Source organism: Novosphingobium sp. KN65.2 (assembly GCF_001368935.1).
Taxonomy (GTDB): domain Bacteria; phylum Pseudomonadota; class Alphaproteobacteria; order Sphingomonadales; family Sphingomonadaceae; genus Novosphingobium; species Novosphingobium mathurense.
Genome location: NZ_CCBH010000079.1, coordinates 1 through 12,737, shown reverse-complemented (window position 1 = coordinate 12,737; position 12,737 = coordinate 1). Strand labels below are relative to the sequence as shown.

17 protein-coding genes are annotated in these 12,737 nt (G+C 63.2%); 10 read left to right on the top strand and 7 right to left on the bottom strand.

Features of this window, described 5'->3' with window-relative positions:
* Positions 1-26: 26 nt before the first annotated feature.
* The 6 genes from dnaQ (at position 27) to SPHV1_RS03095 (ending at position 3,546) form a co-directional block, all read left to right on the top strand.
* Entirely contained in the window at positions 27-710 is a 684-nt protein-coding gene (dnaQ, locus tag SPHV1_RS03120; protein WP_054944629.1) for a DNA polymerase III subunit epsilon, read from the top strand.
* A gap of 25 nt (positions 711-735) precedes the next feature.
* The gene (hpf, locus tag SPHV1_RS03115) at positions 736-1,305 is read left to right on the top strand and encodes a ribosome hibernation-promoting factor, HPF/YfiA family (protein ID WP_054944628.1); all 570 of its coding nucleotides are present in this window, start codon (positions 736-738) and stop codon (positions 1,303-1,305) included.
* Between the two features lie 126 nt (positions 1,306-1,431).
* Positions 1,432-1,893: a PTS sugar transporter subunit IIA gene (locus SPHV1_RS03110; RefSeq protein WP_054944627.1), complete on the top strand. Its 462-nt coding sequence runs from the start codon at positions 1,432-1,434 to the stop codon at positions 1,891-1,893.
* A 1-nt stretch (position 1,894) separates the two neighbouring features.
* Positions 1,895-2,380 carry a PaaI family thioesterase gene (locus tag SPHV1_RS03105; RefSeq protein ID WP_054944626.1) on the top strand — a complete coding sequence of 162 codons (486 nt, stop codon included), beginning with the start codon at positions 1,895-1,897 and terminating at the stop codon, positions 2,378-2,380.
* 3 nt (positions 2,381-2,383) lie between these two features.
* Positions 2,384-2,713: a DUF1491 family protein gene (locus SPHV1_RS03100; RefSeq protein ID WP_054944625.1), complete on the top strand. Its 330-nt coding sequence runs from the start codon at positions 2,384-2,386 to the stop codon at positions 2,711-2,713.
* Between the two features lie 194 nt (positions 2,714-2,907).
* Entirely contained in the window at positions 2,908-3,546 is a 639-nt protein-coding gene (locus SPHV1_RS03095) for a cell wall hydrolase (protein ID WP_054944624.1), read from the top strand.
* A gap of 34 nt (positions 3,547-3,580) precedes the next feature.
* Here SPHV1_RS03095 and xth read toward each other — a convergent pair whose 3' ends face one another.
* The 3 genes from xth to SPHV1_RS03080 all read right to left on the bottom strand — a co-directional run bounded on the left by xth (position 3,581) and on the right by SPHV1_RS03080 (position 5,256).
* Complete coding sequence (xth, locus tag SPHV1_RS03090) at positions 3,581-4,354, bottom strand: exodeoxyribonuclease III (RefSeq protein WP_054944623.1); 774 nt, start codon at positions 4,352-4,354, stop codon at positions 3,581-3,583.
* Between the two features lie 37 nt (positions 4,355-4,391).
* Positions 4,392-4,724 (bottom strand): iron-sulfur cluster insertion protein ErpA, encoded by a 333-nt coding sequence (gene erpA / locus SPHV1_RS03085; RefSeq protein WP_013834555.1) that lies wholly within the window; start codon positions 4,722-4,724, stop codon positions 4,392-4,394.
* Between the two features lie 106 nt (positions 4,725-4,830).
* A complete protein-coding gene (locus SPHV1_RS03080) occupies positions 4,831-5,256 on the bottom strand; it encodes a CBS domain-containing protein (protein ID WP_054944622.1) in 426 nt (141 codons plus the stop codon).
* A gap of 135 nt (positions 5,257-5,391) precedes the next feature.
* Here SPHV1_RS03080 and SPHV1_RS03075 point away from each other — a divergent pair, with 135 nt between their 5' ends.
* A complete protein-coding gene (locus SPHV1_RS03075; protein WP_054944621.1) occupies positions 5,392-5,685 on the top strand; it encodes a hypothetical protein in 294 nt (97 codons plus the stop codon).
* A 9-nt stretch (positions 5,686-5,694) separates the two neighbouring features.
* On the opposite strand, the gene SPHV1_RS03070 is transcribed toward SPHV1_RS03075, so the two are convergent.
* The 4 genes from SPHV1_RS03070 to SPHV1_RS03055 form a co-directional block, all read right to left on the bottom strand.
* A complete protein-coding gene (locus tag SPHV1_RS03070) occupies positions 5,695-6,084 on the bottom strand; it encodes a ferredoxin (protein WP_054944620.1) in 390 nt (129 codons plus the stop codon).
* Between the two features lie 66 nt (positions 6,085-6,150).
* Entirely contained in the window at positions 6,151-6,609 is a 459-nt protein-coding gene (locus SPHV1_RS03065; protein ID WP_054944619.1) for a DUF2497 domain-containing protein, read from the bottom strand.
* Positions 6,610-6,692: 83 nt separating this feature from the next.
* Positions 6,693-8,156, bottom strand: a complete 1,464-nt coding sequence (locus tag SPHV1_RS03060) for a TolC family outer membrane protein (protein WP_054944618.1) — start codon at positions 8,154-8,156, stop codon at positions 6,693-6,695.
* A 2-nt stretch (positions 8,157-8,158) separates the two neighbouring features.
* Positions 8,159-8,773 carry a protein-L-isoaspartate O-methyltransferase gene (locus SPHV1_RS03055; RefSeq protein ID WP_054944617.1) on the bottom strand — a complete coding sequence of 205 codons (615 nt, stop codon included), beginning with the start codon at positions 8,771-8,773 and terminating at the stop codon, positions 8,159-8,161.
* A gap of 217 nt (positions 8,774-8,990) precedes the next feature.
* On the opposite strand from SPHV1_RS03055, the gene SPHV1_RS03050 reads away from it, so the two are divergent.
* The 3 genes from SPHV1_RS03050 to SPHV1_RS03040 all read left to right on the top strand — a co-directional run bounded on the left by SPHV1_RS03050 (position 8,991) and on the right by SPHV1_RS03040 (position 12,676).
* Positions 8,991-10,514 (top strand): fumarate hydratase, encoded by a 1,524-nt coding sequence (locus tag SPHV1_RS03050; RefSeq protein WP_176167972.1) that lies wholly within the window; start codon positions 8,991-8,993, stop codon positions 10,512-10,514.
* 106 nt (positions 10,515-10,620) lie between these two features.
* On the top strand, positions 10,621-11,928 hold the full coding sequence (locus SPHV1_RS03045) for a sensor histidine kinase (protein ID WP_054944615.1): 1,308 nt from the start codon (positions 10,621-10,623) through the stop codon (positions 11,926-11,928).
* A gap of 1 nt (position 11,929) precedes the next feature.
* Positions 11,930-12,676, top strand: coding sequence for a LytTR family DNA-binding domain-containing protein (locus SPHV1_RS03040; RefSeq protein ID WP_197277628.1), 747 nt, complete (start codon positions 11,930-11,932; stop codon positions 12,674-12,676).
* Positions 12,677-12,737 lie beyond the last annotated feature (61 nt).

Sequence of the window (12,737 nt, the reverse complement as noted above, 5' to 3'; positions counted from 1 at the left end):
GGCTCAGCAGGCAGATATGGGAAGTGATGAGAGAGATCATCTTCGATACCGAAACGACGGGGTTCGACCCCAAAAACGGTGACCGGATGGTCGAAATCGGTTGCATTGAAATGGTCAACCGAGTGCTCACTGGGCGCACCTTCCACGCCTACTTCAATCCCGAACGGTCGATGCCGGCCGAGGCCGAAGCCGTGCACGGTCTTTCCGATGCTTTCCTTGCCGACAAGCCGCTGTTCGCAGAGCGTGCGCACGAGTTCCTCGATTTCATCGAAGACAGCCCGATGGTGGCGCACAACGCCGGGTTCGACTTCAACTTCATCAATTTCGAATTGCAGACCTGCGGTCATCCGGAAGTCAGCCGCGACCGGATGGTCGATACCGTGGCCCTGGCCAAGGTTCGCCATCCCGGCGCGAAGCTCTCGCTCGATGCGCTGTGCACACGCTATGGCATCGATCGCAGCCACCGCACGAAGCACGGCGCGCTGCTTGACGCCGAGCTGCTGGCACAGGTCTATGTCGAGCTCCGCGGAGGCCGCCAGATTGGCCTCGAGCTGGGAGCCGAAATCACCGAGATCGTGATGGAAACGAAGATCCTCACACGAAGGGATCGACCTTTCCGTCAGCCGCGTTCCCACGCGGCCACCGAAGAGGAACTCGCAGCACATGCGGAATTTCTCAAGTCGGTCGATACCCCGCTCTGGGGTGCCTAAACTCTAGCAAGAGGAGAATACGCCCATGGATATCCGCGTCTCCGGTCACCAGGTCGATACTGGCGAGGCCCTTCAGGTCCACGCCGGTGAACGTCTTACGGCGATCATCGAGAAGTATTTCAGTCGGGCCTTGTCCTCGCACGTGACCTTCGGCCGAGCGCCTGCCGGCGCTTTCCGGTGCGATATCATCATGCATGTCATGCAGAACCTGGTTCTCAAGGCCACCGGCCTTGCCCATGATGCGCACCTTGCTCTCGACCAGGCTGCGGAAAAGATCGACAAGCAGCTGCGCCGTTACAAGCGCCGTCTGAAGGATCGCCACGAGCAGTCTGCCCATGCGATGGCTGCCGAGGAAGCGGCCTACACCATCTTCGAGGAAACGCCGGTCGAGAACGACGACGAGATCGAGGCCGATGCGCCGCTGGTCATCGCCGAGACTCGTGTGGACGTTCCCGAAGCAACCGTTTCCGATGCGGTCATGATGCTTGACCTGCGCAATACCACGGCTTTGTTCTTCAAAAACGCTGGTACTGGTCGGCATAATATGGTTTACCGCCGCGGCGACGGTTCGATCGGCTGGGTCGAACCTCACTGACGCCGAGCAGTGACGTCACCAGGCGTTTGAATTCCTGATCGGAGGAGAGGACGTAACCCCCGGATATTCCGGGGGTTATGAGCGTATAATAAATGGCAACCGGTCAAGACTAGAATCAGATTTGGCATGAATGGTCTTTTTACTCTTCTGCCTGAGGCCGTCGTTACGACTGTCGCAGACAGCAAGGATCTTATTCTCAGCGAGCTCGCCGGCCTTTTTGCGCAGGTCTATGACCTTCAGCGCGATGAGGTGCTGGAACGCATGCTCGAACGTGAGGAATTGGGCAGTACCGGCTTCGGTCGCCGTATTGCGATCCCGCACGCCCGCATTTCCGGCCTCAAGCGTCCGGTTGCTGCGTTCATGCGGCTTGAAGCTCCCGTAGAGTTCGATTCCGCCGACGGCATGCCGATCGATCTGGTTTTCGGCCTGCTGTCCCCGGACGGCGCCGGCGCCGCGCACCTTCATGCCCTCGCCGCGATCTCGCGCATGATGCGCGATGAGCGCATGCACGACGACCTGATCGAAGCCCCGGGGCCGGAAGTTCTCTACAGCCTCCTGAGCAACGTCATCGACCGCGACGCTGCCTGACATGACCGAGGCTGACAACGCCGACGCAGCCGGTGCGAACCTTCACTGGCGGGCCCTGGAAAGCCTCTATGCTTCAGCCGCCATCAACGAGAAGTTTCGTTCGGTTCTCCAGATCACCGGTGAAGGGCATTCGTGCATCACGTTCGATGTCGGGCCCGATTGTTTTCACGCAGCCGGAGCCGCGCATGGCACGATCTATTTCAAGATGCTCGACGACGCGGCCTTCTATGCCGCGAACACGCTGATCACCGATCGCTTCCTGCTTACCACCTCGTTCAACCTCTTGCTCAGCAAGCCGATCAAGGGAGGGACTGTCCGTGCCGAAGGGCGCTGGGTCAGCGGCCGCCGCCGCGTGCTCGTGGCGGAATCGCGATTGATCGACGAGGAAGGCGACGAGGTGGGACGCGGGACCGGCACCTTCATGCGCTCGCGCATTCCTCTCTCCGGCCTTCCCGGATATTCCGCCGCCTTCACGGCCCCGGCCTGACCGATGGAAGCGCGCCTGCCTGCACACCTCGAGGTTTCGGGTCTGATTCGTCGGGTCCAGGCCGAAGGTGGTTTCGCAACCGTTATCAATAAAGGTGAACGCGACGCTGGAACGATCATGGTCGTCCTTACCGAAAACGGAGCGAATACACGCGCTTACGAGCGCATGCCGCAATTGGATGGAACCCGCCAGTGGACTTGTTCAAAGAGACAAGACACTGAAAAGCCATGGGAAATTTCAGAGTTTATCACTCGTAGGGCCGAACAGGACCCGGATATCTGGGTTGTAGAGCTTGATATCGCGGATGGTGAGCGTTTCATCGGAATCGGGTAACGAATCCGGTTGACTTGCAAGGAATGCAAGGTAATGGGGCCGCAAACGCGAAGGCGGCGCGGGAGGCATTTCGGCCACACCAGCTAGCACGCAGCCGGGGGATCGTCGGCAGGCGCTGACAGAACTTCAATGCCCGAAACGGCATTCTGTTTCAGCCTGTATCAGATGGGTCCACCGCTTTAGACCAAGGCTTGATGCGAACTAAATTGCAGTGGGCCAGCGCTATAGCGCTGACCGCAACGGTGTTTACCGCATTGTTCAGCGCCCAGGGGTCGGGCGCAGCCACGTCGGACATCGTTCCGATCCTGGCGAAACCGGAACCCCAGGTGAATTTCGTCTCCGAACCGGTAATTCAGGCGTTTCCGTCCGAAGATGACGGGATCGAAGTGGAAGACGACAGCGACGATCAGGTCATCGAGGCCGACACTCTCGCGCAACTTGTTGCAGAGCAGAGCATGCCCGATGCAGTCGGCAGGCAGCTGCGTTGCCTTGCCGGTGCGATCTATTTCGAATCGCGCGGTGAATCGCTCGAAGGGCAGCTTGCCGTCGGACGGGTGATCGTCAATCGCACCAAATCGGATCGTTTTCCCGACAACTTCTGCGACGTCGTGTTCCAGCGCTCGCAGTTTTCCTTCGTGCGCGGCAACCGCATGCCAAAGATCCGTGAGCGTTCAAAGGACTGGCGCCGGGCGCTGGCCATCGCCACCATCGCGATCGACGGCAGTTGGAAAAGCCCGGCCAAAGGTGCGCTGTTCTTCCACGCCGCCCGCGTGTCGCCGAACTGGCGTCTCAAGCGCCTCGCTCAGGTCGACAACCACATCTTCTATCGCTGACGGACGGCCCGCCCCTTCGGGCGGGCCCCGCGCATCACTTCCGCAGTTCGACCCACACCGGTGCATGGTCGCTGGCCTTCTCCCGGCCGCGATGCGCCTTGTCGACGCCGCAGGCGACCAGACGATCGGCCAGTTCGGGCGAAAGTAGGGCATGGTCGATGCGAAAGCCGTGGTCGCGCTGCCAGGCCCCGGCCTGGTAATCCCAGTAGGTCCAGACGCCTCCGCGCGGGTTGTGGGTGGCGATTGCGTCGGTCCAGCCGTCGCCGAGCAGGCGGAAGTAGGCATCGCGCGATTCCGGCTGCATGAGGGCGTCCGCGGCCATGGCCGGCGGCGACCAGATATCGCGGTCGTGCGGAATGACGTTGAAGTCGCCGGTGACGATGGCGGGGACTTCCTCGGCCTTGATTGCGGCCATGCGTTCCCGCAGGCGCTTCATCCAGCGCAGCTTGTAGTCGAACTTGGGACCGGGCACCGGGTTGCCGTTGGGCAAGTAGATGCACACGATCCTGATGCCGAAGACATCGGCTTCCAGATAGCGCGAATGATCGTCCTCGGGCTCCCCGTCGAGGCCGCGCTGGACTTCGACCGGCGCTTCGCCGTCGGCAAGGATGGCCACGCCGTTGAAGCTCTTCTGGCCATGCCAGATGCCCTTGTAGCCCAGCTTCTCGAACTCGGCGATCGGGAAGCCTTCGTCCTGTGACTTGATTTCCTGCAGGCAGGCGACAGCCGGGCGGGTTTCCTCGAGCCATTCGAGCAGACGGGGCAGGCGCGCCTTGACGCCGTTGATATTGAAGGTTGCGATTTTCATGGCGCCTTCTCGGCAGTCAGGCGCCGGTTCGTCAAGCTCAGATACTGAAGCTCGATCCGCATCCGCATCCGGCGGCGGCGTTGGGATTCTCCACCCGGAAAGCCGCTCCACCCAAGGATTCCACGTAATCGACGATGCAGCCGCTGACGAGATCGAGGCTGACGGGATCTACGACCAGCTTCACGCCGTCGGTTTCGGTCACCGAATCTTCGCTCTCGGGAGCATCGGCGAGGCCGAACTTGTACTGGAACCCGGAGCACCCTCCGCCTTCGACCGAAAGGCGCAGGATCGCGGCCTTGCCCTGCTTGGCGGCAATCGTGGCCACGCGCGCGGCGGCGGAAGGGCTGAGAGTGAGATTCTGCTGGTCCATATGCCGCATGTAGGCGTCCCTGCCCCGTGCGGCAAGGCGTCGGGGCAGAGCCGACGCGGCGCCTCAGGACAGGGAATTGCGGCTGATCGTCCGGTTTGGGCGGCGATCAGGCCATCTGGATATAGTCGCGCATCGCCGCGGCTTCGGATTCCACCTTGTCGATGCGATATTTCACGAGGTCGCCGATCGAAACCATGCCGATCATGCGCTCTCCGTCCATGACCGGCAGGTGGCGGATGCGCCGCCGGGTCATCATGGCCAGTGCCGTCATCACCGAGGTCAGGGATTCCACGGTGACGGCAGGCGCCGTCATGACGTCGCTGACCGGTTTGTCGAGAACGCTGGGACCGAATTCGCGCAAGCGGTAGATGACGTCGCGTTCGGAGAACATGCCGGCAAGGCTTTCGCCATCCAGGACCGGCAAGGCACCGATACGACGTTCGGCCAGTATTTCCACGGCTTCGCGCACCGTGTTGCTGACCTGGCAGGTAAGAACAGTATCGCGGCCTTCGATAATGCGCCCGATCGTCATCGTCGTATTCTCCCCGTTTTGCTTTGCAGGCGCAGAATACCACAGGTTTCGGGGACTAGCCACTTCGACAGACAGATCGCGCTGCGTGTCACGAGGCCCTTGCGACAGGGGCCCACAAGGCGCAAATGAGACGCAATGATACCACGCTCCCCCCTCGAAGATCCGGTCAACGCGGCGCACGCCTGGAACCGGTTCAGGCGTATCATGCGCTGGATGATGACGATCACGGTCGGCCTCGTTCTGGGCTCGGTGATTGTCCTCTACCGGTCGAACGGCATGGTCTCGGTCCACCTTTACATTGCGACCGCGCTGGGAATCGGATTCACGATGCTGCTGGCTTCGGCGCTGATGGGGCTCGTTTTCCTGTCCAGTGGAACCGGCCACGATGAATCGATCGTCAACCCGCTCGAAGACGAAACCGATCTCTGAGTCAGTCGATCAGTTTGCCGCAGGACGCAGGCGATAGTCCTCGACCGGTGTGCCGCCGATGAGATGTTCCTGGATGATCCGTTCCAGCACGTCCTCATCGCAGGAGTGATACCAGACCCCGTCCGGCCAGACGACGGCAACCGGGCCTGATGAACAGATGCGCAGGCAGTCCGCCTTGGTACGCGCGACGCCCCCGCCCTCGGTCGTCTTTGGGCCGTCGAGGCCCAGCTGCTTGAGGCGTTTCTTCAGGTACTTCCAGCTCGCCTGGCCCTTTTCCGGGCTGCAGCATTCACCTTTCTGCGGTTCGGCGCAGATGAAGATGTGGCGTTCGATGGAATTGCCACCCGCCTTGGCGAGGGCTTCTTCGGCCTTCTCGAGTTCGTGGCGGTGCTTGCTCATGGACGGCAAGTAGGCACCGAAGGGGCGCAGGTCCAGTGCGAGCGTCGTCGCATCGAACCTTTAGCGTCAGCCCTTCTTGCCGACGATCCGCGAAATTTCGGCCGCAACCATCCGCTCCACGAGCGGAGGCAGGTTCTTGTCCAGCCATTCGGCAAGTGCGGGGCGCAGCAGTTCGCGGGTCAGCGATTCCAGCGAGGTTTCGCCCGAACGCACGATCTGCGGCGGGGCGCTGGGTTCGGAAAGCATCGCCAGGGCTGCCAGGGATTCGCGCATCGAGGCGCGGACATTGTCCTGAATCAGCGAAGGTTCCTCGTCATCCTCGTCCATATCGGGCTCCAGCTCGGCGGTTTCCTGCAGCTCGAGGACGTCTTCGAGGTCCTCGTCCTCTTCTTCCTCAAGCTCGATGACGCCGGCGGTGGCGCGACGCGTGCGTTCGACCTTGGCGCCCGCGCGGTTGTCGCGCGCGATCACCTGCTTGATCGACTGCAGGATCTCCTCGACCGAGGGTTCACCGTTCTGACGCATCGTATAGGCCCCTTAGCATGCCTTAGGACAAAGGCAGACACACGCGCGGCCGAATCACTTTGGCCCCGATTCGCCGCGCATGCTTAATTCTGTGGAATTTCACCGTCCTGCAGCGGCGTGTCAACGGTTCGTGTCGATTGGGCGACCGGAGCGGGATCGTTCTCCCAGTCGAAGATCTTGCCCTTGACCCGTTCGTAGTTGACGTCGGGGTCATAGAGAATCCCGCCGTCGAGGTTCAGATCGCGCGCTTCGGCGCGGCCCATCGCGGCAAGCAGGGAGAATCCGGCGACATAGGCGTTGCGCCTGGCAGTGACGAACTGGACTTCCGCATTGAGCAGTTCCTGTTCGGCATTGAGGATGTCCAGGATCGTGCGATTGCCGACCGTGTTCTCGGCGCGCACGCCTTCGAGGCTGAGCTTCGCCGCATCGACGGCGACCTGGGTCGAACGGATCAGGTCCTTCGAGGCAATCCACGAGGTGTAGGCGGAGCGTACTTGCGCGATGACCTGGCGCTCGATGGCGATCTCGTTCTCGAGCGCGGTCGAGGCCGAGGCCTGCGCCTGGCGCCTCTGGGCGGCAGGCAGGCCGCCTTGGAACAGCGGAATCGAGATCGAAGCGCCTGCCTGCGCAGTCGTTTCGGCCTGCCTTGCGCTGCCGCCACCTTGCCCCCCGCTGACCAGCGTGCCGAGATAATTGTTGTAGGCACCGGAGGTGAACAGGCTGACCTTCGGCAAGCGTCCGGCGCCGGCGACGTCAATGTCCTTTTCCGCCGCGAGCGTGCGTTCGCGGGCGGCGATCAGGTCCGGATTGTGCTCCAGCGCCTGATCGACCGCGGTCTGCGGGCTGTCAGGCAGGTTCGGCAGTGGCGGCGGCGTCTCCAGCGCTTCCGGAGCCTTGCCGACGAGCTGGATATACGTCTCGCGCGCGGCGGCGAGGTTGGCTTCGGCCGTGCGGGCGTCGCTTTGCGCCAGGGCCAGTCGCGACTGTGACTGGGCGACGTCGGTGCGCGTCAGATCGCCGATCTCGTAGCGGTCGCTGGTCGCCTGCAGATTGACCTTGAGCACGTCGACCTGGTTATGGTTCAGCCCCACGATGGCCTCGTTGCGGATGACGTCCATGTAGGCCGCGACCACCGAGGAGAAGACCGAACTTTCAGAGCCGCGCAAGGAAGCCTGCCCGGCCTCAACGCGGATCTTGGCGGCCTTGATCTGGTTCTTGACCAGGCCACCGGAGTAGATCGGCACATTGAGGTTCGTGTTGGCGTTGACCGCCCGGTCCGGGGCGTTGAACGCCGTGCTGCTCTGCTTCACGAATTCGGTGTAGCGGCCATCCGCGCTGACACTCGGCAAGCCTGCGGCCCGGGCGATCGGCACGCCTTCGTCAACGCCGCGCTGCTGGGCGCGGGCCGCCTGCAGCGTCGGGTTGGTCTGATAGGCAAGGACGAGAGCCTCACGCAGCGTGTCGGCGCGCGCAGACGGAGCCTGCATCGCTGCGATGCAGGCTATTCCCGACAGTAGCCCGGCGCGCCCCCACACGAACCGGGTCATGGTCAGAAGCTCCAGCGTTTCGGAGCCGCCAATTCGGGAAGTGCAGGAATGCCGATCTCGGCAAGCGGGAGCAGCGACACCACGCCTGCAGCCTTGCGGCCGGAAGCGAGACGCGAAACGCCACGGGTCATCAGGCCGGTGACGATGCGTCCGTCTTCGCCGAGCTGGGCGGCGACATTTGCGGGCAGTTGCTCGATTGCGCCGTCGATCACGACGAGCGTGTAGCCACCCTCACCTGCCATGGCGCCGGCTTCGGCGGGATCCACGGCATCGAGCGTGCCGACCAGCGGACGCAGCAGCGCGGCGAGGTAGCCGGCGCCATCGCCGACGAGCAGGGCCTTGTCCTGCGCGGTCGGTTCGGCTTCGGCCAGCATCTTGGCCTGGACGAGCGGTGCGGCCAGTGAGCGGCCGTTGCCCAGCGGGATCGCACGGTCGATATAAGCGGCATCGCGCATGGCTTCGGGAACGAAGTCCTCGCGGGCAACGCCGGCCATCGCCGCGAGCACCCAGGGCTCGTTGACGCCGCTGGTGCGCAGCTGGCTGGTGATCATGGCGCGACGGGCCGCGCTCACGGAATTCTGGGCGGACGGGGCGGACCGATCCTCGGTCAAGGTCATTTCGTGCTGTTCCCTCGATACTTGCAGGGCCGATGCGTGCCATTTGCATGGGTTGCAAATTCGGCATTTGTGGGGCGCCTTCTAGGACAAGGCGCCTGCGAGGCCAAGCGCTTTGACAATACGCTCGTCGAGTTGTCGTAGCGCTTTGACGATCACCCCGTCCCGCCGTATGGGGACCGGCAAATCCACGATTTCCGCGAACCGGGAGCGCAATTCCATGGCAGATATGGTGACAATCCGCGAAGACGACCTCATCGAGAGTGTTGCCGACGCCCTCCAGTACATCAGTTACTTCCACCCGATGGACTACATCCGCGCGCTGGGCGACGCCTACGAGGCGGAGCAGGGCCCCGCGGCAAAGGACGCCATCGCGCAGATCCTGACCAACAGCCGCATGTGCGCGGAAGGGCATCGCCCGATCTGCCAGGACACCGGCATCGTCAACGTCTTCATCGAGTGGGGCCAGAACTGCCGCCTCGAATCCGACCGCAGCTTGCAGGAAGTGGTCGATGAAGGTGTGCGCCGCGCCTACAACAATGCCGAGAACAAGCTGCGCGCCTCGGTGCTGGCGGATCCTGCCTTCACCCGCCGTAATACCAAGGACAACACCCCCTCGGTTCTGTCGGTCAGCATGGTCCCGGGCTCGAAGGTCTCGGTCGACGTTGCCGCCAAGGGTGGCGGCTCTGAAAACAAGTCGAAGTTCAAGATGATGAATCCCAGCGATTCCATCGTCGACTGGGTGATCGAGATGCTTCCGCAGATGGGTGCCGGCTGGTGCCCGCCCGGCATGCTGGGCATCGGCATCGGCGGAACCGCGGAACACTGCGTCAAGCTTGCCAAGCAGAGCCTGATGGAGCCGATCGACATGGCCCAGCTCAAGGCTCGCGGGCCCCAGAACGACATCGAGGCGCTGCGCATCGAGATCTTCGACAAGGTGAACGCGCTGGGCATCGGCGCGCAGGGCCTTGGCGGCCTTGCCACCATCCTCGACGTCAAGATCATGGACTGGCCGTGCCATGCCGCCGGCAAGCCCGTCGCCATGATTCCGAACTGTGCCGCCACTCGCCACGCGCACTTCACGCTGGACGGTTCGGGGCCGAGCTTCCTCGAGACGCCGAACCTCGACGACTGGCCGAAGGTCGAATGGGCTCCCGATGCCGGCGCAAAGCGCATCGACCTCGACACGCTCACCCCGGAAATCGTCCAGAGCTGGAAGCAGGGCGACCGCCTGCTGCTCAACGGCAAGATGCTCACCGGCCGCGATGCCGCGCACAAGCGCATCCAGGACATGCTGGCCAAGGGCGAGGAACTGCCGGTCGAGTTCAAGGGCCGCGTGATCTACTACGTCGGCCCCGTCGATCCGGTGCGCGAGGAAGTGGTCGGTCCGGCCGGTCCCACCACCGCCACCCGCATGGACAAGTTCATGGACATGATGCTGGGCCAGGGCCTGCTCGCCAGCATCGGCAAGTCGGAGCGCGGCCCTGCCGCCACCGAGTCCATCGCCAAGCACAAGTCGGCCTACCTCATGGCCGTCGGCGGCGCTGCCTACCTCGTCGCCCGCGCGATCAAGGAAGCCAAGGTCGTCGGCTTCGCCGACCTCGGCATGGAAGCGATCTACGAATTCACCGTCAAGGACATGCCGGTGACCGTTGCGGTCGATTCCGAAGGCAAGAACGTCCACCAGCTGGCCCCGCTGGTCTGGAAGGAAAAGATCGCCAAGGAGCATCTGCTCGCCGACTGATCTCCGGCAGGCAAAGGCCCCCGGATCCGGTGCATCGACGAACGGCGCACCGGATCCGATCGGGGAACTGGCGCGAAAGGGAACTTTCGCGCTATTCCGATCGGTTATGACGGATCTTTCCAACGAACCCCGGGTTCCGGCGCGGCTCGTGCTGCTGTCGCTGGCGGCCCTTTGGGCGTGCTACTTCACTGTCGCGACGCTGCGCGGCGTGGTGATCGGCTTCGATTTCGTATGGCCGATCATCTCGCGCCGGCTGACGATCTGCATTCTGTCCATGCTGGTCATGGTGGCGGTGTGGCCGCTGCTGCAGATGCTCGACCGCAAGTCCGCGGGGGTGCGGCTGGCCGTGGTGTTGGTGGGTGCCCTGCCCCTGTCGCTGGTCCTCAGCCTGATCAACAACACGATCTTCTCCGACATCGAATATGACGAGGACCAGGGCGGCAAGCACGAGACGTCGGTGACGACGCAAAAGGGCAACGTGCGCATTTCGCGGGACGAGGCCGGAAACATCCTGGTCGACCTGCCAAACCTGCGCGAAACCGGCGGGCCCGGGGACGAGGGCACCGGGGCCGCGGGAGAAGAGGCGGTCCCCGATGTGCAGGTGCACCCCACCCGGCGCGATAACGGCGAATCCGCCATCACCATTCACACCGAAATGCCCAAGGATGCTGCGTTCAAGCGCTGGGCCGGGATCGCCGACACCGCATTCGGGCGCTATTTCCTCGTCCTTGCCTGGGCAGCGCTGTACTTCGCGCTGGCCAAGGCGGAGGAAGCCCGCGCGGCCGAGCGGCGCGAGGGTGAATATCGCCGCGCGGCAGAGGCGGCGGAGCTGCGCTCGCTGCGCTATCAGGTCAATCCGCACTTCCTGTTCAACACGCTCAACTCGCTTTCGGCGCTGGTCATGACCGGCAGGCAGGATGATGCCGAAACGATGATCCAGACGCTTTCCACGTTTTACCGGCGCACCCTGTCGGGCGATCCGACCGGCGATCTGCCGCTGGCTGAAGAGATCGAGCTGCAGCAGCTATACTTCGCCATCGAGGCGGTGCGTTTTCCCAATCGTTTGCTGACGAAGATCGATATTGACGATGCCGTCGTCGATGCGAAGGTGCCGGGCATGATCCTCCAGCCGCTGGTCGAAAACTCGGTCAAGTACGCGGTCGCCGCCACGCAGAAGCCGGTGACGATCGCCATCGCTGCGCATCGGGAAGGGGAAGAACTGGTGATTTCGGTAAGCGACGACGGTCCCGGCATCGAAGCGGGCAAGACGCAAGGCTGCGGAATCGGCCTGGGTAATGTCCGTGACAGGCTGCGGGCCCGCTATGGCAGCGCGGGCAGCATCGATTTCGGAAAGACGGCCGATGGCGGCTTCGCCACGGTCCTGAGAATGCCGCTGGAGCATCGCCGTGGCTGAAATGGATGCGGGCAACGGCGCTGCGCAAGGCCCACTGAAAACGCTGATCGTCGATGATGAACCTCTCGCGGTAGAGCGCATGCAGGTGATCTGTGCGCGCATGGACGGGATTACCGTGACCGGTACGGCCAGCGATGGCGAAGCCGCGCTGCGTCTGATCGAGGCGCTCAGGCCCGATCTCGTGCTGCTGGACCTGACGATGCCGGAAACCGATGGCCTCACCGTCGCCCGCAGGCTGTCGGGCAAGGCGGACGCGCCTGCGGTGATCTTCGTGACCGCGCATGACGAGTTTGCGGTCGAGGCCTTCGATCTCGATGCGGTCGACTACGTGCTCAAGCCGGTTGCGCCCGATCGGCTGCAACGCGCCATCGGGCGGGTCATGGCAAGGCGCGGTGAACGCAATGCCCCGCCGAGCGAGTGGCTCGAGGAATTCTGGGTGCCTCACCGCTCCGAACTGGTGCGGATCCCGGCAAGCGACGTGCAGCGCATCGATGCAGAGCGCGACTACGTGCGCCTGCATGTGCCGGGGCAGAGTTACCTGCTGCTACAGACCATCACCAGCCTCGAGCAGAAGCTCGATCCGGAGCACTTTATCCGCATCCACCGCAGCTGCATCCTGCGCCGCGATTTCGTGATGGGTCTCAAGCATGAGGGGCTGGGCGTGTGGTCGGCAGAAACCGGCGACGGTGAAACCTTGCGGATCGGCCGGACCTACCTGCCCGCAGTCAAGAAGATGGCGGGCCGCTGAGCCTTACGTCCCGGTTTCCTGCCGTTGTGGGAAGCGCAAAGAAAAACGGCGGGGGGGGGGG

Excerpts from the sequence above, each read along its gene's own strand:
- dnaQ (WP_054944629.1), top strand. The coding sequence starts at position 27 with ATGAGAGAGATCATCTTCGATACCGAAACGACGGGGTTCGACCCCAAA.
- SPHV1_RS03075 (WP_054944621.1), top strand. The coding sequence starts at position 5,392 with ATGATACCACGCTCCCCCCTCGAAGATCCGGTCAACGCGGCGCACGCC.
- SPHV1_RS03110 (WP_054944627.1), top strand. The coding sequence starts at position 1,432 with ATGAATGGTCTTTTTACTCTTCTGCCTGAGGCCGTCGTTACGACTGTC.
- SPHV1_RS03105 (WP_054944626.1), top strand. The coding sequence starts at position 1,895 with ATGACCGAGGCTGACAACGCCGACGCAGCCGGTGCGAACCTTCACTGG.
- hpf (WP_054944628.1), top strand. The coding sequence starts at position 736 with ATGGATATCCGCGTCTCCGGTCACCAGGTCGATACTGGCGAGGCCCTT.
- SPHV1_RS03045 (WP_054944615.1), top strand. The coding sequence starts at position 10,621 with ATGACGGATCTTTCCAACGAACCCCGGGTTCCGGCGCGGCTCGTGCTG.
- SPHV1_RS03040 (WP_197277628.1), top strand. The coding sequence starts at position 11,930 with ATGGATGCGGGCAACGGCGCTGCGCAAGGCCCACTGAAAACGCTGATC.
- SPHV1_RS03050 (WP_176167972.1), top strand. The coding sequence starts at position 8,991 with ATGGCAGATATGGTGACAATCCGCGAAGACGACCTCATCGAGAGTGTT.
- SPHV1_RS03065 (WP_054944619.1), bottom strand. The coding sequence starts at position 6,609 with ATGCGTCAGAACGGTGAACCCTCGGTCGAGGAGATCCTGCAGTCGATC.
- erpA (WP_013834555.1), bottom strand. The coding sequence starts at position 4,724 with ATGGACCAGCAGAATCTCACTCTCAGCCCTTCCGCCGCCGCGCGCGTG.
- SPHV1_RS03070 (WP_054944620.1), bottom strand. The coding sequence starts at position 6,084 with ATGAGCAAGCACCGCCACGAACTCGAGAAGGCCGAAGAAGCCCTCGCC.
- SPHV1_RS03055 (WP_054944617.1), bottom strand. The coding sequence starts at position 8,773 with ATGACCTTGACCGAGGATCGGTCCGCCCCGTCCGCCCAGAATTCCGTG.
- SPHV1_RS03060 (WP_054944618.1), bottom strand. The coding sequence starts at position 8,156 with ATGACCCGGTTCGTGTGGGGGCGCGCCGGGCTACTGTCGGGAATAGCC.
- SPHV1_RS03100 (WP_054944625.1), top strand. The coding sequence starts at position 2,384 with ATGGAAGCGCGCCTGCCTGCACACCTCGAGGTTTCGGGTCTGATTCGT.
- SPHV1_RS03080 (WP_054944622.1), bottom strand. The coding sequence starts at position 5,256 with ATGACGATCGGGCGCATTATCGAAGGCCGCGATACTGTTCTTACCTGC.
- xth (WP_054944623.1), bottom strand. The coding sequence starts at position 4,354 with ATGAAAATCGCAACCTTCAATATCAACGGCGTCAAGGCGCGCCTGCCC.
- SPHV1_RS03095 (WP_054944624.1), top strand. The coding sequence starts at position 2,908 with ATGCGAACTAAATTGCAGTGGGCCAGCGCTATAGCGCTGACCGCAACG.